21 protein-coding genes are annotated in these 18967 nt (G+C 30.3%); 19 read left to right on the forward strand and 2 right to left on the reverse strand.

The features are described from left to right. Positions 1 to 37 precede the first annotated feature (37 nt). The 16 genes from acpP to ACWJJ2_RS02010 all read left to right on the forward strand — a co-directional run bounded on the left by acpP (position 38) and on the right by ACWJJ2_RS02010 (position 13722). Complete coding sequence (gene acpP, locus ACWJJ2_RS01935) at positions 38 to 271, forward strand: acyl carrier protein (protein ID WP_304518712.1); 234 nt, start codon at positions 38 to 40, stop codon at positions 269 to 271. A 197-nt stretch (positions 272 to 468) separates the two neighbouring features. Next, positions 469 to 1170 carry a ribonuclease III gene (gene rnc, locus ACWJJ2_RS01940; RefSeq protein ID WP_369811881.1) on the forward strand — a complete coding sequence of 234 codons (702 nt, stop codon included), beginning with the start codon at positions 469 to 471 and terminating at the stop codon, positions 1168 to 1170. After that, positions 1163 to 2254, forward strand: a complete 1092-nt coding sequence (locus ACWJJ2_RS01945; RefSeq protein ID WP_216302540.1) for an elongator complex protein 3 — start codon at positions 1163 to 1165, stop codon at positions 2252 to 2254. Before rnc ends, ACWJJ2_RS01945 begins: the two co-directional genes overlap by 8 nt. Positions 2255 to 2377: 123 nt before the next feature. After that, positions 2378 to 2476: a DUF4044 domain-containing protein gene (locus ACWJJ2_RS01950; protein WP_165414017.1), complete on the forward strand. Its 99-nt coding sequence runs from the start codon at positions 2378 to 2380 to the stop codon at positions 2474 to 2476. Positions 2477 to 2493: 17 nt separating this feature from the next. Continuing rightward, complete coding sequence (gene smc / locus ACWJJ2_RS01955) at positions 2494 to 6048, forward strand: chromosome segregation protein SMC (protein WP_216302541.1); 3555 nt, start codon at positions 2494 to 2496, stop codon at positions 6046 to 6048. 52 nt (positions 6049 to 6100) lie between these two features. Beyond that, entirely contained in the window at positions 6101 to 7012 is a 912-nt protein-coding gene (gene ftsY / locus ACWJJ2_RS01960; RefSeq protein ID WP_216302542.1) for a signal recognition particle-docking protein FtsY, read from the forward strand. Positions 7013 to 7122: 110 nt separating this feature from the next. Further along, positions 7123 to 7470 (forward strand): putative DNA-binding protein, encoded by a 348-nt coding sequence (locus ACWJJ2_RS01965; protein ID WP_216302543.1) that lies wholly within the window; start codon positions 7123 to 7125, stop codon positions 7468 to 7470. 10 nt (positions 7471 to 7480) lie between these two features. Continuing rightward, complete coding sequence (gene ffh, locus ACWJJ2_RS01970; protein WP_216302544.1) at positions 7481 to 8830, forward strand: signal recognition particle protein; 1350 nt, start codon at positions 7481 to 7483, stop codon at positions 8828 to 8830. A gap of 44 nt (positions 8831 to 8874) precedes the next feature. Beyond that, positions 8875 to 9117 (forward strand): 30S ribosomal protein S16, encoded by a 243-nt coding sequence (gene rpsP / locus ACWJJ2_RS01975; RefSeq protein WP_165414012.1) that lies wholly within the window; start codon positions 8875 to 8877, stop codon positions 9115 to 9117. A gap of 34 nt (positions 9118 to 9151) precedes the next feature. Next, positions 9152 to 9379, forward strand: coding sequence for a KH domain-containing protein (locus ACWJJ2_RS01980; protein ID WP_165414011.1), 228 nt, complete (start codon positions 9152 to 9154; stop codon positions 9377 to 9379). Between the two features lie 84 nt (positions 9380 to 9463). Beyond that, the gene (gene rimM, locus ACWJJ2_RS01985; protein ID WP_165414010.1) at positions 9464 to 9955 is read left to right on the forward strand and encodes a ribosome maturation factor RimM; all 492 of its coding nucleotides are present in this window, start codon (positions 9464 to 9466) and stop codon (positions 9953 to 9955) included. Further along, positions 9952 to 10677 carry a tRNA (guanosine(37)-N1)-methyltransferase TrmD gene (trmD, locus tag ACWJJ2_RS01990; RefSeq protein ID WP_216302545.1) on the forward strand — a complete coding sequence of 242 codons (726 nt, stop codon included), beginning with the start codon at positions 9952 to 9954 and terminating at the stop codon, positions 10675 to 10677. Before rimM ends, trmD begins: the two co-directional genes overlap by 4 nt. A 225-nt stretch (positions 10678 to 10902) precedes the next feature. Next, positions 10903 to 11253 carry a 50S ribosomal protein L19 gene (gene rplS, locus ACWJJ2_RS01995; protein WP_165414008.1) on the forward strand — a complete coding sequence of 117 codons (351 nt, stop codon included), beginning with the start codon at positions 10903 to 10905 and terminating at the stop codon, positions 11251 to 11253. A gap of 114 nt (positions 11254 to 11367) precedes the next feature. Then, complete coding sequence (gene lepB, locus ACWJJ2_RS02000) at positions 11368 to 11880, forward strand: signal peptidase I (protein ID WP_220285905.1); 513 nt, start codon at positions 11368 to 11370, stop codon at positions 11878 to 11880. Positions 11881 to 11887: 7 nt separating this feature from the next. Then, positions 11888 to 12739, forward strand: a complete 852-nt coding sequence (gene ylqF / locus ACWJJ2_RS02005) for a ribosome biogenesis GTPase YlqF (protein WP_216302558.1) — start codon at positions 11888 to 11890, stop codon at positions 12737 to 12739. 179 nt (positions 12740 to 12918) lie between these two features. Further along, positions 12919 to 13722 (forward strand): ribonuclease HII, encoded by an 804-nt coding sequence (locus ACWJJ2_RS02010; RefSeq protein WP_369811891.1) that lies wholly within the window; start codon positions 12919 to 12921, stop codon positions 13720 to 13722. Positions 13723 to 13760: 38 nt separating this feature from the next. Here ACWJJ2_RS02010 and ACWJJ2_RS02015 read toward each other — a convergent pair whose 3' ends face one another. Further along, positions 13761 to 14129: a YraN family protein gene (locus ACWJJ2_RS02015; protein WP_216302547.1), complete on the reverse strand. Its 369-nt coding sequence runs from the start codon at positions 14127 to 14129 to the stop codon at positions 13761 to 13763. Positions 14130 to 14378: 249 nt separating this feature from the next. Between ACWJJ2_RS02015 and ACWJJ2_RS02020 the strand changes: the two genes are divergently transcribed. Further along, on the forward strand, positions 14379 to 14771 hold the full coding sequence (locus tag ACWJJ2_RS02020) for a DUF1523 domain-containing protein (RefSeq protein ID WP_216302548.1): 393 nt from the start codon (positions 14379 to 14381) through the stop codon (positions 14769 to 14771). A gap of 131 nt (positions 14772 to 14902) precedes the next feature. Here ACWJJ2_RS02020 and ACWJJ2_RS02025 read toward each other — a convergent pair whose 3' ends face one another. Continuing rightward, on the reverse strand, positions 14903 to 16063 hold the full coding sequence (locus tag ACWJJ2_RS02025) for a M20 family metallopeptidase (protein WP_216302549.1): 1161 nt from the start codon (positions 16061 to 16063) through the stop codon (positions 14903 to 14905). 427 nt (positions 16064 to 16490) lie between these two features. Here ACWJJ2_RS02025 and ACWJJ2_RS02030 point away from each other — a divergent pair, with 427 nt between their 5' ends. Next, a complete protein-coding gene (locus ACWJJ2_RS02030; RefSeq protein WP_165414002.1) occupies positions 16491 to 16853 on the forward strand; it encodes a phage holin family protein in 363 nt (120 codons plus the stop codon). 315 nt (positions 16854 to 17168) lie between these two features. Then, the gene (locus tag ACWJJ2_RS02035; RefSeq protein ID WP_220319501.1) at positions 17169 to 18719 is read left to right on the forward strand and encodes an FAD-dependent oxidoreductase; all 1551 of its coding nucleotides are present in this window, start codon (positions 17169 to 17171) and stop codon (positions 18717 to 18719) included. Positions 18720 to 18967: the final 248 nt, after the last annotated feature.

An 18967-nucleotide genomic window follows, 5' to 3' on the forward strand; every position in this document is an offset into this window, starting at 1 on the left:
TGTTAGATATAATATAGAAAGGTAAGGAGGTGAGTATATTATGTTTGAAAAAATTAGAGCGTGTATAGCATCGCAATTAAGCATAGATGAAGAAGAAATAAAAATGGAATCATCTTTTATGAATAATTTAGGCGCTGATTCTCTTGATATCGTAGAATTAATTATGGCACTCGAAGAAGAGTACGATATAGAAATTCCGGATGAAGATGTTGAGAAAATTGCGACTGTTGGCGATATAGTGGAATATATTAAAATTCACTCAGAAGAGTAACATGAGGTCCCGCAGTATTGCGGGCCTTTAGCTTTTTCAAACTTATTTTTGAATTTACTATAAAAGTTATCTTTCTAAGATAACCAGTAAATGTATTGTTTTATTTGTCAGGCTAAGTAAATTGAATAATAAACTTGAAGAATCTTGCGAATGAAGAAAACATTATTTAAATAAACTTCCGAAAAGGAGGAATGATTATGAAGTACGATATAAAATTACAGGAACTTGAGAAGGAACTGAAATTGAATTTTAGTGATAAAGAGTTATTGAAAACAGCAATAACCCACAGTTCCTATGCAAATCAGAAAAAGAAGGTTGAATTTAATGAAAGGCTTGAGTTCTTGGGCGATTCTGTATTACAACTTGTAATATCCGAATACTTATACAGTCGCTTTACGGAAAAACCTGAAGGATACTTAACTAAAATTAGGTCCCTAATTGTTTGCGAAAATTCGCTGTGCGATATTGCAAACGTATGGGAACTTGGAAAGTACATGAACATGAGCAAAGGTGAAGAAATTACTGGTGGTAGAAATAGAGTTTCAATATTGGCTGATTGTGTTGAAGCAATAATTGCTGCTGTATATTTGGATAAAGGAATAGAATATTCTAATTCATTTATACTTAACAACTTTAAAGAAATCATTGAGAAAGCAATTAGCAACGAGATAGTTTTGGATTATAAGACTAAGCTTCAGGAAATATTTCAGCAGAATGGGGAAGTAAATATTTGCTATGAACTTGTGAAATTTGAAGGGCCACCACACAAGAGAAAATTTTTTGTAAGCCTATTAATAAATGATTGTGTAAAAGGCTCAGGGCAAGGTTATAGTAAAAAAGAAGCAGAGCAAAATGCAGCAAAACAGGTTATGATGAATCAGGAGGATGTACATGAGTAATTTGCATTACATTATTCCTATTTTCGTTCCACATGAGGGTTGCCCACATGATTGTGTATTTTGTAATCAAAATAGCATAACAGGAACATCAACAAAAGTTGATGCAATGTATGTGGAGCAAACGGTAAATGAATATTTGAAAACAATAAATAATGATGATGCTATTATTGAGGTATCATTTTTTGGAGGAACTTTCACAGCTATAAAAATGGAAAAGCAAATAGAACTTTTAACTGTTGCTAAGAAATTAAAAGATGATAATAAAATAAAATTCATTAGATTATCTACAAGGCCAGATTATATTAATGATAAAATATTGAGCAATCTAAAAAAATACTCTGTAGATATTATAGAACTCGGAGTACAATCCCTTGATGAAGAAGTGTTATTAAAGTCTGGAAGAGGTCACACTGCAAGTGATGTAGTGAATGCTTCAAAACTTATAAAGCAGTATGGTTTTGTTTTAGGACACCAAATAATGATAGGCCTTCCAGGAGATAATATAAATAAAGATATAGAGACAGCCAAAAGAGCGATTGATCTTAAGCCAGATATTTGTCGGATATATCCGGCACTTGTGATTAAAGATACACCTATGGAGAGCATGTATATAAAGCAAGAATTCAAACCTTATTCATTAAGTGAAGCAGTAAACATAAGTAAGATTATTTACATTATGATGGTAGCAAACCAAATAAATGTGATCAGGATAGGATTACAGCCAACTGTTGAAATCTCAGAAGGCAATGATTTAGTTGCAGGACCATTTCATCCTGCATTTAGAGAATTAGTTGAAGGCAGTATATATAATGATTTATTATATGATGTTATAGTGAATAATTTTAAAAGTGACACGGGCGTTAATAAAGTTTTAGTGAAAATAAATCCAAAAGACATTTCAAAACTTTACGCTAATGGCAAAAGTTTTTTTTATGGCATAAAAAAACAAATAAAAACAGTTTCAATAGAAATATCCCAAGATATTACCATTAGCCGTGGAAGTATTAGTATATCTAAAGAAGAAAAATGCATTATTATGACCATACATGAGTATGTGTCCTCAAAGTATAAAGAAGGATTTTAATTTGGTGTATAGAATATAGTGTCTATCCTTGCACGTTAAATAAAGTATATATTACGTTAAATTATTTGTAGTAATATATACTTTATTTATATTAAAGAAAAAAATAAAAATATGAGGTGAATTATGAAAAAGAAAACAAGAGATAAATATACAAAGGTATTTATTTATAGTATAGTTGTAATTTTTATTATAGGATTTATATCGCCAATGCTATTTAGGTAAAATAGGAGAGTGTTTTAATGTTCTTAAAATCTATTGAAATAAGAGGATTTAAATCCTTTGCAGATAAAACAGAGTTAACATTCACGAAGGGAATTACGGCAGTAGTTGGGCCAAATGGAAGTGGTAAAAGCAATATATCTGATGCTGTTAGGTGGGTCCTCGGAGAACAAAGTGCACGAAACTTAAGAGGAGATAAAATGGAGGATATTATATTCGCTGGCACACAGTTTAGGAAACCGGTTGGCCTGGCGCAAGTTTCCTTGATTTTGGATAATAGCGATTCTGGACTGGACATTGATTATTCTAATGTTACAATCTCGAGAAGATTATATCGTTCAGGAGAAAGCGAATATTTAATAAACAATACATCTTGTAGATTAAAAGATGTTCAACAGCTTTTTATGGATACTGGTATAGGAAAAGAAGGATACTCAATTATTGGTCAAGGTAAAATTGATGCTATTTTAAGTGGTAAAACTGAGGAAAGACGAAAATTGTTTGAAGAGGCTGCAGGAATTGTTAAGTTTAAAACAAGAAAAGAAGAAGCAGAAAAGAGATTAGATAGTACAGATCAAAATTTGATTAGAATAGAAGATATTTTAAGCACTTATGAAGAAAGACTAGAACCATTAATGAATGAAAGCGAAAAGGCAAAGAAATTTTTAAAACTTTTTGAAGAATTAAAAAGCAAAGAGGTTAGCATAATTATTGACTCCATTAATAAGGTTGAAGAAAAAATTAAAAGATTACACGATGAAGGTACTGAATTAGATGGCGAAGTAATACAAAGCACAAAGGGAAAAACCCAATTTAAGAAAGATGTTGAATACTGGAACAGTGAATTTGAAACATTTGAAAATAAAAACCGAGAAGAAAAACAAATATATTACAACAATAAGTTGATTTACCAAAATAATGTCTCTGAAATAAAGATACTAAATGAAAGAATAGATAATTTAGCAAAAGCAATTGATAAAACATCAAATGAGAGCGATATTATTCGTAAAAATTTATTGGAATTTAAACGCAATAAGGATGTATCAGAAGATTCTTTGAATATTATAAAAAATACTCAAATGGAAATAGTAGAAAAAATTCAATATGAAGAAATAAAAATTAAGGGTATTGAGGGAAATATAGCGATTGAAAGTGATGAAGCTAAAACTCTTAAGGAAAAAGAGCAAAGCAGCATTGATAAAACTATTGAATTTACCAATAATCTATTAATTTTAAAAAATAACATGGATATCTCTAAAAAAAGAATTGATACTTTGAAAAATAACATTGAAAATTTCGACAATTCAATAAAAATCAATGCGAATACAAAAACAGTATTTGAAAGTCAAATGGAAGAATTTAAAGATAAAATAGTTCGCTATGAAAGTAAGGTTAGGGATAATAAAAAAGAAAGTGATAAATTACAAAACATTCTAACGTTTAATGAAAGAACTATGAAAAATTGTAATTTTAAAATTAATAAAACAGAAGCTAATTTTAATGTACTTACAACTTTGGAAAAAAAGCATGAAGGTTATAATAAATCGGTAAAAAATTTAATGCAACACGTGAATGAAGGTAAAGTAGGAAATATTCGTGAGTGTTTTGTACTTGGAGAAATTATAAAGGTGGAAAAAAATTTAGAAGTAGCTATAGAAATTGCCTTGGGGGGATCTATATCACATATAATAACTAAAGATGAAACCGTGGCAAAATTATTAATAGATTTTTTGAAGGTAAACAATCTCGGAAGAGCAACATTTTTACCTTTAAACATTATTAAGGGTAAAAGACTTACAATTGATAATGAAACTAAAAACAATCCTGGATTTGTTGGAATGGCAAATGAATTAATAAGTTATGATGAGAAATTTAGTGAAGTTATTGCATTTATTTTAGGTAGGACAATTATATGTAAAGATATGAATTCGGCCCTCCAAATATCTAAAAAAAATAATTTTAGATATAAAATCGTTACATTATCAGGAGAAATTATAAACGTTGGCGGTTCGTTAACTGGTGGAAGCGTATATTCAAAGACTTCAAGCATAATTGGTAGAAAAAGAGAAATAAAAGAGTTGGCTAAGGATTTAGATGTGTTAAAAGATGAATCAATTATTTACTTGGAAAAAATAAAACAAAGCAAATCTGAAATTTTAGGGTTAAACGAAGAAAACTTAAATTTAAAGGATAAGGTTCACTTTGAAAATATTGAAGTAACGAAGGTGGAAGCTAAAGTAAGCTCAATAATTAATGAAACAAACAGATTAAAAAACAATATAATGGCTCTAAACACTGAAAAGTCATTAGAAGAGGGTAAACTTGAAAAGGGAAATAAAGAAATTGATGAAAAAAATGAATCTGTTGCTAAATTTATTCATGCGAAAGATGAAATACAACAAAGTCTTAACAAGGTTGATTTTAAATTAAAAGATAAATTGCAAGAAATTGAAAATATAAAAGAATCAATTATTGATGCTAAGATAAAAAAAGCTCAAATTGATGAAACAATACATAATAAGCGATCTGAAATTCAAAGATTAAATGATGAAATATCGGTATATAATGAAAAAATAATTGTATTTTCTAGAGAAATAGAAGAATCCATGAAAAATAAAAACAAAAATTTATTTTCAATTCAAAGTGCCGAAGTAAAAGTAAAAGAAATAATGAGTATACTAGAAAAAACGGAAAAAAAATTTGAAGACAATGAAATTAAAAGAATTAAAATTAAAGAGCATATAAAAATAAGTGTGGAGCATTTAGAAAATGTTTCGCAAGTGCTAGAAAAAACCGAAAAAGAAATGCACAAATGTGAATTAGCCCTTGCGAAAGTTAAAATGGAAAAGGATACTTACTATCAGAAACTGAACGATGACTTTGAATTAACATATGCGGAAGCATTGCAATTTAAAAATGAAATTGAAGACATTGATAAGCTTAAAAAGGAAATAATAGCACTAAAAGCGGCAATATCAATGCTTGGTAAAATTAATGTTAGTGCGATTGAAGAATATAAAGAAGTTAAAGATAAATTCACTTTTATGAATGGTCAAAAAGAAGATTTGGTTTTAGCGAAAAACGAATTATTAACTGTAATAGGTGAAATGACTGAAAAAATGAAACAAATATTTGCAGAAAATTTTATTATATTAAGACAAAATTTTAATGAAACCTTCACGGAATTATTTAAGGGTGGAAGTGCAGATTTAATACTTACAGAAGGCGACGAACTTACTGCCAAAATTGATATTAATGTTCAACCACCAGGGAAAAAACTTCAAAACATAAGTTTAATGTCTGGTGGAGAAAAAGTTTTATCCGCAATAGCATTATTATTTGCAATATTAAAGATGAAGCCAACACCTTTTTGCATTTTAGATGAAATTGAAGCAGCACTTGATGATGCGAATGTAGTTAGGTATGCTGAATTTTTAAAGAGATTTTCGGATAATGTTCAGTTTATTATAATAACTCACAGGAAGGGAACTATGGAAGCTGGAGATGTATTATATGGGGTTACCATGGAGGAAAAGGGAGTGTCAAAAATAGTATCTGTGGATTTGAATAAGTAAAATTATTTATAATAATTACTTTGTTACAAAAAATAAACAAGGAGGAGTAGAAATGTTTGGAAATTTTTTTGGAAAATTAAAAGACGGACTAGCAAAAACAAGAAATAGCATCACAGAAAAAGTCAGTGAAGTACTAAACTTAGCCATTACAATTGACGATGAATTATATGAGGAACTAGAAGAAATATTAATCACATCAGATATAGGGGTAGAGACTTCTATTCATGTCATTGAAAAGCTTAAAAAAAAGGTGAAGGAAGACAAAATAAAAGAACCAGAAGAAATCTGGCCATGTTTAAAAGAAGTTTTGATTGACATATTAGGTGAAAATGAAAACCCAATACAACATGCAAATCTACCGGAGGTACTTTTGATAATTGGGGTTAATGGTGTTGGTAAAACCACTTCCATTGGTAAAATCGCTGCATCGCTAAAAGACAAGAAATATAAAGTTCTCATTGCTGCAGCGGATACGTTCAGAGCGGCAGCAATTGATCAGTTAGAGATTTGGAGCAGTAGAGCAGGCGTGGAATTAATAAAACATCAAGAGGGGTCTGATCCTGCGGCTGTGGTTTTTGATGCTGTTCAAGCAGCCAAAGCAAGGAAAGTTGATGTTCTAATTTGTGATACGGCAGGTAGGCTACATAATAAAAAGAATCTTATGGATGAATTAGCAAAAATAAATAGGGTGATTAAGCGAGAGTATAGTGAGGCCCATATGGAAACTTTATTAGTAATTGATGGTACAACAGGACAAAATGGAGTTGAGCAAGCTAAACAATTTATGAAGATATGTCCTATAGATGGTATAATACTAACTAAATTAGATGGCACGGCTAAAGGTGGCGTTGTAATATCAATAAAAAATCAACTTGATATACCGGTTAAATATATAGGCGTTGGTGAAGGTGTAGATGATTTACAAGAGTTTAATTCAAAGGATTTCGTAGAGGCTTTATTTTAAAATGTAGATCTAAGACACTGGTTCATATAAAAATATTGACCTGTTAAGTAAAACTACTTGACACTGCATTTAAAATCTGATAATATATGACTTGTGAGCAAGGTGATGAAATGGAAAAAAGATTTGAAATTTCTTTATTATTAGATTTTTATGGTGAATTGCTTACTGAAAAGCAGAGAAACATAATGGATATGTATTTTAATAATGACCTCTCTTTATCAGAAATAGCAGAGATAAATAATACTAGCAGGCAAGCTATTCATGATACCATTAAAAGATCTGATAATGTGCTTTTAGTATATGAAGAAAAATTAAAGTTATTAAATAAAAATCATGAACTAAAAGAAACTTTAAAAGACATTATATCAAAATTAGATAACTTACAAGTTAATATAAAAGATGAAAATATAAATAAGATTATATGTGATATAAAAACCCAGATTATTGAAAACATTTAGGAGGTTTATTATGGCTTTTGAAGGGTTATCTTCTAAGTTACAGGATACCATAAAAAAATTAAAAGGTAAGGGTAAGCTTTCCGAAAAAGATATTAAAAATGCTATGAGAGAAGTAAAATTAGCATTGCTTGAAGCAGATGTTAACTATAAAGTGGTTAAAGATTTTGTGAAAAATGTTAGCGAAAAGTGTTTAGGTAATGGAGTATTAGAAAGCTTAACACCAGGGCAACAGGTCATCAAAATTGTTAATGATGAGTTAACTGATTTAATGGGTAATTCAGAAAGTAAGTTAGAGTTTTCTATAAATGGGATAACAGTTATAATGCTTGTTGGTCTTCAAGGTGCCGGTAAAACCACAATGGGTGGGAAACTTGCCCTTTCACTGAAACGAAAAAACAAAAAACCACTATTGGTTGCTTGTGATGTATATAGGCCAGCTGCAATTAAACAATTACAGGTAGTAGGAAAACAAATTGATGTTCCGGTTTTTACCATGGGAGAGAATGTGAGCCCTGTAGATATAGCAAAAGCATCATTAGACTTTGCTAAAGATAATGGTAATAATGTAGTTATAATAGATACAGCAGGAAGACTTCATATAGATGAAACTTTAATGGAGGAACTTCAAAATATAAAATCAAGTGTTAAGCCAAGCGAAATAATGCTTGTTGTAGATTCTATGACTGGTCAGGATGCAGTTAATGTAGCAGATAGTTTTAATTCGCAGCTGGATATAACTGGAATAATTTTGACTAAGTTAGATGGTGATACAAGAGGTGGTGCAGCTTTATCAATTAAAGCAATAACTGGTAAATCTATAAAATTCGTTGGTGTTGGCGAAAAAATGAATGATTTGGAAGTTTTCTATCCAGATAGAATGGCATCAAGAATACTTGGTATGGGGGATGTGCTTTCATTAATAGAAAAAGCTCAGGAAGCTATAAATGAAGATGAAGCAAAAGAACTTGGAAGCAGAATGCTATCTCAAGAATTCAATCTAAATGATTTTTTAGCAATGATGCAACAGATGAAAAAGCTTGGACCATTGAATAAATTGGTTGAAATGATGCCAGGTGTAAATAAAAAAGAATTACAGGGTGTAGATTTGTCTCAAAGCGAAAAAGAAATGGGAAAAGTTGAAGCTATCATAAAATCAATGACTATATCAGAAAGAACGCATCCTAGTTTAATTAGTGGTTCTTCTTCTAGAAAAAAGAGAATTGCTAATGGGTCAGGCACATTGGTACAGCAAGTAAATAAGCTGTTAAAAGATTTTGAAATGGCAAAGAAATTTATGAAGCAAGCAAAAGGATTCCAAAAACCTGGTAAAAAAGGTCTGTTTGGTAAAATGCCTTTTTAATAAAACTACTTGAGCAATGATTAAATTTAAGGAGGTGATTATACATGGCAGTTAAAATAAGATTAAAAAGAATGGGTGCTAAACATGCTCCATTTTATAGAGTAGTAGTTGCAGATTCAAGAGCTCCTAGAGATGGAAGATTTATAGAAGAAATAGGATACTATAACCCAACAACAGAGCCAACTACTATTAAAATTGATGTTGAAAAAGCAACTAAGTGGATGAAAAATGGTGCACAACCATCTGATACAGTTAAAAGGTTACTTAGCAAAATAGCAGTCAACTAGAAAAGTTTGTAAGTAATGAATGGAGGAGTTTTCCATGAAACAGTTACTTGAAGTATTGGCAAAGTATTTAGTTGATAAACCAGAAATGGTAGTAGTAAACGAAGTAGCACATGAGCATGCAGTACTTCTTGAATTATCTGTAGCTCATGAGGATATGGGAAAAGTTATAGGTAAACAAGGTAGAATAGCTAAAGCTATTAGAACGGTTGTTAAGGCAGCTGCTGTTAAAGAAAATAAAAAAGTAGTTGTTGAAATAAAGTAAGAGTTAGGTTCTGCCTAACTCTTATTTTAATTAAATTTTGAGTTTTAGTTATTTATATAAGTGATTTTGAAAGGAGGATTTTAAATGGAAGATTTTATGAGCGTAGGTAAGATAGGCAAGACACATGGCTTAAAGGGTGAAGTTAAAGTCTTTTCGCTAACGGATAGTCTTGAAAGATTTAAAAAATTAAAAAGTGTGTATATTGATGGTGAAATTAGAAAAATTGAAGGTTGCAAACTTCAAGCAGCTAACGCAATACTTAAAATTGAAGGTATAGACAGCATAGAGCAAGCAGAATTGTATAGAAATAAGTACTTGATGGTTAAAAGAGAAGATGCAGTTGAACTGACTGAGGATAGTTACTATGTGGCTGATTTATTAAATTGCAATGTTTTCGAGCAGGGCGGAGAAGAACTTGGAAAAGTATATGATGTTCTTCATACTCCGGGTAATGATGTATATTGGGTTAAGGGAAATAAAGAAGTGCTAATTCCAGTGCTTAAGGATATTATAGTTAGTATAGACATTAATAAACGCGAAATAATAATTAAGCCAATAAAAGAATGGCAAGAATGAAAATAGACATTCTAACTCTATTCCCTGAAATGTTTGATATTTTTAATTATAGTATCATTGGAAGAGCCATAGAGAAAAATATACTGGAGATTTCTCCTCGTAATATTCGGGACTATGCAATAAACAAACATAAAAAGGTAGATGATACTCCTTATGGTGGAGGAGCAGGTATGGTAATGCAAACTCAACCGCTAGTTCACTGTATTAATGATGTTAAATTGCATAATGGTGGAAAGGTAATATTTTTGGGGCCACGGGGTATTACTTTTACCCAAGATATTGCAAAAAAGCTCAGCACGGAAAAAGAATTAATATTTGTATGTGGACATTACGAAGGTATTGATGAGAGAACCTATGACTATATAGATATGGAGATTTCTTTAGGTGATTATGTTTTGACAGGTGGAGAAATGGCATGTATTCCTATAGTCGATAGTATTTGTAGATTAATTCCAGGGGTATTATCTTGCCCGGAGAGTTTCACAGAAGAATCCTTTTATGATGGCGTACTAGAATATCCTCAGTATACAAGACCAGAATGCTTTGAGGGTAAAAAGGTTCCAGAGGTATTGACATCAGGACACCATGAAAACATACGAAAATGGAGAAGAGTGCAGTCACTCTTAATAACTAAAGAAAAAAGACCAGATTTATTTCAAAAACTTAATCTTACGAAGGAAGATAAAAAACTATTAAGTAAGGCTTTTGAAAGAAAGCAATAAGTATAAATGTACTAGTATACTGACTAGTTATTTTTTACAGGTGGTTAATTAATTTCCGGAGAGTTATTTAAAATTAAAAATATCTTATATATAAGTATAAAAAGTGTTTTTATGTTGATATATATATTTTTTTATGATAAAATATAGTTTGTGCTAGTACGGACGGTCCTCTGTTATATTATAATAAGCATGAACGTCACAATAAAATTTTAGGAGGGAATGCACATGTTAGAAATTATAAGAGCAATAGAATTAGAACAAATCAGAACTGACTTACCAGAATTTAGTGTAGGTGATACTGTTAAGGTTCACATCAAAATTAGTGAAGGTAACAAGGAGAGAATCCAAGTATTCGAAGGAACCGTTCTTAAAAGACAACACGGCGGTTTAAGAGAAACTTTCACAGTAAGAAGAGTAGCATCTGGTGTTGGTGTTGAAAAAACATTCCCAGTAAACGCTCCAGTAATCGAGAAAATTGAAATTGTAAGACTAGGTAAAGTTAGAAGAGCTAAACTATTCTACTTAAGAGATAGAGTTGGTAAGGCTGCAAAAGTTAAAGAAAGAATGAGAAAATAAAATTGGGGCTGAAAAGTCCCTTTTTACTTTTAAAGATAATTAAACTTAGGTGTAAATATTCTTCATAAGTTTTCAATTAAGTAATTTAAGTAGTTTATTAAGTAGGTGAATATATTGACAAAAGAAGTTTTTGCAGTAGTAAAATCTATAGCAATTTCACTTTTAATCGCTGTATTTATTATAAATTTCTTATTCCAAATAGTTACAGTGAATGGCGAATCTATGGTTCCTACGGTGCAAAATAATGATAAATTAATAATTGAAAAAGTATCATATAGAATAACATCGGCTAAGAGAAATGATATTGTAGTAATAAAGTACCCTGCTGATATAAGTCAAAGAATAATAAAAAGAGTTATAGCAGTTGCTGGAGATAAAGTTAAAATTAACAACAATATATTGTACATAAATGATGAAATTATTAATGAGCACTATAAAAATGAAAATTTTATGGAAGACTATAATGAAGTTTTGGTGCCACAAGATTCAATTTTTGTCCTCGGAGATAATAGAAATTTCAGTAAAGATAGTCGTAGTAGTGATGTTGGGTTTGTAAAACTCAATCTGTTGGAAGGAAAAGCGGTTATAAGGCTTTATCCATTCAATAAAATGGGAGGGATTAAATAGTATGGCAATGACAATAAATTGGTTTCCAGGTCATATGGCTAAGACAAGAAGACAAATTGGAGAGAGTTTAAAACTTGTTGATGCTGTAATAGAAATTAGAGATGCAAGGATAGTTAAATCAAGCGCCAATCCACAAATTGATGAGATATGTAAAGATAAGCCTAGAGTCATTTTACTAAACAAAAGTGATCTAGCTGAAGACAAAGTAACCAAAGACTGGATAAAAAAGCTTACAACTGATACTATAAAGCCATTGGCTGTAAATTGTATTACAGGTCAAGGTCTAAAAAGTATAAAGATTACGCTTGATGAGTTATTAAAAGAAAAACATGATAGACAAAGAAAAAAAGGATTAGTTAACATAGTTACGAGGGTTATGGTAGTTGGTATACCTAATGTTGGTAAATCTTCTTTTATAAATAAATTAGGAAAAAATAATATTGCTAAAACTGGTGATAGACCGGGAGTTACTAAAAGCAAGCAATGGATAAAAACTAGCTTAGGTATAGAATTAATGGATACTCCAGGTGTATTATGGCCTAGATTTGAAGACGAGACAGTTGGACTTAATTTGGCATTTACAGGTGCTGTAAAAGATGAAGTCATAGATATAGAGGAATTAGCACTTAGATTAGTAGAAAGACTACAAGTTAATAATGGAGAAAGGCTAATGGAAAGATATAAACTTGATGAGATTATGGAGAATCCTTTAGACAATCTAGATAATATTGCTAAAAAAAGAGGATCAGTAATTTCTAGAGGTAATATTGACTATAATAGAGTCGCAGTTATGCTTTTAGATGAATTTAGAGGTGGAAAATTAGGACCTATATCATTAGAAAGACTAGATGAAGTTTAAATTTTTATATAAAAAAATCATATGCAATTCCTATCTGAAAACAGGTAGGCATTTTAAAAAATAAATAGAGCATCTTAAAAAAACGTTAGTGCTATACTTGTTTTTTAAGATGCCTAAATAACACTATTAAGAAATAGTAAGGAGACAATACCATGGAATTTAATATTAAATTTTCAGACATGAGTTACAAGGAAATATCTACATATATGTTGAGTTTAGAGAATGCTGAAAACGATTTCTCTGATGGTGATAAGCAAATCATATCTAATATGCTATTACAAGACAAGAGGAAAACCGTTCAAAAATTAGGTATTAAAATATCTAGAATGATTGAGCTAAAAGAAAAGGAAATTCAGAGAGTAAAAAAAATGTACGAATTTGATAGAAGCTTTGGGGACTATAAATATGTTGCTGGAGTAGATGAAGTTGGAAGAGGCCCTTTAGCTGGACCTATAGTTGCAGCGGCAGTAGTATTAGATTTAAAATCAAACGAGGATAGAGATTTAATCTTAAGAGCTAACGATTCTAAAAAATTATCAATATCTAGCAGAAAAGAGCTAGCTCATATTATTAAAGAAAGAGCCTTAGCCTATAAAATTATTGCTATTGACAATAAAGAGATTGATGAAAAAGGCATTGGTTGGTGCAATAATCAAGTATTTATAGAATGCTGTGCGGGGCTAACTATTAAACCAGAATTAGTATTATCAGATGGTTATAAAATAAAAAACTTTTCAGATTTAAATGAGTTTGTAATAAAGGGAGATGCATTAAGTATAAGCATAGCGTGTGCTTCTATAATTGCAAAAGTATATAGAGATGAACTGATGGCACAGTATCATAATGAATACCCAAATTACGGATTTGATAGAAATGTTGGTTACGGCACAGAAGAACATGTGCTTGCAATAAAAAAATACGGAACTATTCCAATACATAGAAAAAGTTTTTTGAAAAATATTTTAGACGAAAATAAAAATTAAAATATATTTTAATTTTTATTTTTATTTTTTATCTAAAATTATAATTGAAAAGCGTCCTCAATATGATTAATTAAAAAATTATTATTATCATTATTCAACATAACTTCTACAACATCAAATCTGAAATTGTAGTCAATAATATTTTTTCTAGAAATATATACTTGAGCTGTTTTACAAATCTTCTTCTGTTTAGAGGAGGTAACCGATTCAGCGGGTGTTCCATAATGTATTCCATATCTAGTTTTCACCTCGACAAAGCAAATATAGCCTTTATTTATTGCTATTAGGTCAATTTCACCACATTTGCATCTAAAATTTTTATCTAATATTCTGTATCCTAAATTTTCTAAATAATTTTCTGATATATCTTCACCAAGTGCTCCGATATCTTTATTGAAAGTTTTCATTGCAAACATCCTTCCATAAATTTCTATATATACTAATAATAAATTAAAATAGATTAAAAATCAATATAATGTTTATAAATTCAAAAAGTCTGTAGATTGGATAATGTTCTAGTTTACCTCAATCCATTTATTTATGCTATGTATTAAAACAAAATTAGTTTAGAAAAAATTTATATATATTATGTTCTAATATCTAGAAAAAGGAGTAACAATTAAAGTAAATGAATTTATTAAAATAAAGGAGATTTTATGATAAAAAACATTTCTTATAAATTTAGGGATAGATTTTTTTCGAAATTTAAGATTGGAAAAATAATAATTATCATTATTGTAATGGTAGGCGTAGGTATATTCTTTCCGCATTTTTTTAGAAATACTTATACAGTAACCATTGCAAATAAACGAATAATAAGACATGATAATATTGATAGGTATTTAATTTATGCACAAATGGAGAATGGCGATATAAAGGTATTTGAGGATGCTAATAGTTTATTAGAATTTAAAATTCATTCTGAAGATGTGTACTGGGGATTGACAATTAATAGAAAATACGAAATTAAAGCATATGGCTTGAGTATACCTTTATTATCGTATTATCAAAATATCACAAAAATTAAAGGGTTAAATAGGGAAAAATGAAGTTATATATTGATTCGTTGTTACGATATCAATTTTTGTTCTTTTTTTATTTTCATGAGACATACATTTATTATATGTTTTTGTGCATATTTATACAGTAAGTTAATGCTCTTGCTTTTTATTAGGAATGATTACTTTAAACTGTCATCAAACTCTTTTCTTATCATGGAAAGCAGGTTGTTATCAGTAATAACATCGTACCCAGTACAAGCGAGTGCCGTAGCCCCTATAATCAAAGAATTATGGGCCTGATGCGTTATTGTTGCTTTAGCCATTTCATCGGTATGTAAGTTCAATTTTGGGTTTCCTATTCCAAGCAGAGGATGTATTGATGGTACAATGTAACTTACATTTCCCATATCTAGTGAGCCGATATTTTCTGGTGGGTTGATATCTGTTATACCGCACATTCTCAAGTTTTCATTAAATGCATCAGATAAATTTTTATTAGTATTCATATCATCAAAAGAGGGCTCATATAAGCTGATTTTTACACTCGCCCCAGTCATGAGTGCGGCTCCATTTGCAATGTTTTTCACCTTTTGTATCACTTCTTTAAGATAGGCCTTTTTCTGGGCTCTTATGTAGAATTTTGCAACAGCCTTATCGGGCACTATATTGGCAGCTACACCACCTTCGCTGATAATGCCATGTATTCTTACATCTGAGGTCACATGTTGTCTCATTGCATTTATACCATTAAACATTAATAGCACAGCATCCAGTGCGTTAATTCCATTTTCAGGTGTGCTTGCAGAGTGGCTTGACTTTCCTGTAAAATCAAACTCTAGTGCTTCCATAGCCAAGGATGATCCACTTGAACATGTCTTGCCATACGGATGCATCATCATAGCAACATCAACATTGTCAAATACTCCTTGTTCAACCATATCAACTTTCGCACCAAATGTTTCCTCGGCAGGGGTTCCATATACTTCTATTTTCCCACCAACTTGGCTTATTACTTTGCTTAAAGCAACAGCTGCTCCGGCACTAATTGTTCCTATCATGTCGTGACCACAGCCATGTCCTATTCCTGGTAATGAATCATATTCACACAAAAATGCAATGGTTGGACCTTTTAGGTTACTGTCATATATAGCTTTGAATGCAGTTTCCCTGTTTGCTATATTAATATCGACTTTGAAAGAATGTTCTTCAAGAAAAGATGTTAATTTTTCAACCGCTTTAAATTCCTCACAACCTAATTCTGGGTTATTATATATATAATCATTTATTTCCAATAGATCTTCTTTTATATTTTCAATTTCATTAATGATTTGATTTTTCATCTTGTATACTCCTTTGTTCTTAGGCTTATATAACATAATAATTAAAATGGTTGTAACATTTGCTATATTTAAAATGGGAAATATGCATAATTATACGGTGATTAATATTTTTTGTCAAATATAAGTAAGCATGATTTCTGTGTTCACTTTATAAAGTTAATTGAGTATCAAGTATAAAAGAATTTTTAAAATGTAGTTTTAATGGAAGGTAGAAGTAAGATAGCTGTAACTGGTTATTAAATGGTCATTCACGGTAACACTTTCTTATTAATTACTACTTATATTATTAACAGCTTTTATTAATTTATAATTTTTATTTTATGGTAATAGTTAGTGAAATAATGTTTGTTTATTTTTCATAATAAAATTTCAGCTTCTTGGTAAACATATAAGTATAAAAAAATTTAAATAAGGAGGTAATTTAATTATGGAAAATAAAGAGAAAAAAGGTGCTTTTAATAGCTTAACAGGTATGATAATAAGATTTGTAGTAACTTCAATTATATTAGCTATAACGTCATTTTTAACACCAGGTTTTGTACTTGTGGGTCTACGGTCAATTATATTAGCGGCGGTAGTTATATCTTTAATAGATTATTTAGTGGAAAAACTTATGCGCGTCGATGCATCGCCTTTTGGGAAGGGAATAAAAGGGTTTGTAATAGCGGCTATAATATTATATATAGCGCAATTCCTAGTACCTGGGATGAGAGTATCTATGATAGGTGCAATATTTGCTTCAATAGTCATTGGAATACTAGATGCTATACTACCAGGAAGAGCAATATAATCGCTGGAGTGAGAGCATTAAAAATTAAAATTTATAGTTAGTACATTTTTGTAATAAACAGCAAATAATAAATTATATTTGAATATTGAATATTTTTAAAATGGTTAGGAGGAGCTTATGCTCCTCTTAACCATTTTCATCACATTAAATCAATACAGATACAATATTATTCACCCGTGACATGCACAAACTACTTCTATATTTTCTATCAATCTTTTTTTGAAAATTTGTGACATAATTTTTAATGTACATATTTTTAATTTGTAAACACAAAATAAAATTGTTCTTTTATTATTAAAGGGAGGAAGTAATTTTATGGATGAAAAAAATGATGTATGTATTAATAAACAATTAAAATCAAAATCTTATTGGATTGATTCAACTAATGAAACAAACTATAAAGCTTTAGAAAAAGATGTTAAAGTTGATATAGCAATAATAGGGGGAGGTATTACAGGCATAACAACTGCTCTCCTTTTAAAAAATGAAGGGTTCAAAGTTGCGTTAATTGAAGCAGATAAAATAGCCAAGGGAGCTACAGGGCACACCACAGCTTATATTACTTCACAACATGATATAATATATAGTAATTTAATTAGAAGTGTGGGAATTGAAAAAGCTAAGCAGTATGCAGATGCTAATGAAGGGGCAATAGATTTTATAGAATGTATGGTAAAAAAATATAATATTGATTGCGATTTTTGTAGGCTACCAGCATACATCTATACAACGGATGAAAACTATATAGATACTATTAAGGAAGAAGCAGAAGCTGCTAAAAGGCTAGGTATAAAAGCAAAATATGTTGAAAAGTTGGATTTGCCATTTTCAATAAAGGGTGCATTATGTTTTGAAAATCAAGCTCAATTTCACCCTAGAAAATACCTCCTTGAAATTGCTAAAAACATTTCTAGCAATGATTGTAACATATATGAAAATACCAGAGCTGTAGATATTGAACATGATGATTTATACACTGTAATAACAGACACAGGCTTTAAAGTAATAGCTCCAATAGTTGTTTTAGCTTCACATTTTCCTTTTTATGATGGGTTAGGGCTGTATTTTGCAAGGCTTCGACCACAAAGGTCATATGTAATAACTGCAAAAATAAAGGATGAATTGCCAAAAGGTACATTTGTAGATGCAGGGGAGAAAGGTTGGTATTTTCGTTCACAAAAGTATAAGGATGTCCAGATGATAATTATCGGGGGCCAAGATCATAAAACTGCTCATGGTGGTGATATGATAAAACATTATGTTAATTTAGAAAAGTATGCTGAAAAAAACTTTAGTATTGAAAAATTTTTGTATAGATGGTCGACTCAAGACTATATAACAATAGATGGTGTGCCATATGTAGGTAATCTTACTTCTTCATCAGAAAATATTTATGTTGCTACAGGTTATGGTGAATGGGGAATGACAAATGGAACAGCGGCTGCGAATATACTAAGGGATATTATAGTTAATAAGGTAAGTCCTTATCAAGACGTATATAATCCATCGCGTAATATTTCAACTGATGGGATTAAGAATTTTGCTAAGGAGAATTTTGATGTTGCAAAGCAATTAATAAAGGGAAAACTTCAAGTTGGACAATATAATATTGAATTAAAAAATGATGAGGGAAAGATGGTAGAGATTGATGGAGAAAGGTATGGAGCATATAGGGACAAAAATGGAAAACTGCATATAGTTGATATAACATGTACGCACATAGGTTGTGAACTGAAATGGAATAGTGCGGAAAAATCCTGGGATTGCCCTTGTCATGGATCAAGATTTACTTTTGAAGGCGATATTATAGAAGGCCCAGCCGTTAACAGGTTAAATCACTACAAAGAAAGTGATAATATGGAGTGAAAGATCTACGTCAAAATTCAATAAGCTTCATCTATAAAATTAGTATACTCCATACAATAATAGTATGGGGTTATTTTACGGTGAAAGCCTTCGGTGATTTATTGTCCATCAGACCTTTGGACGTCACAGTTTCATCAAGAGTATTATGATTGAAATAAAAGTTGTTGTAAAATATTATTTTTATAATCATTTAATACATTTATTCTGAATATATTATTAATGATGAAATAATAATTTAGGAGTATGTT

This window comes from Clostridium sp. CM039, assembly GCF_055081075.1.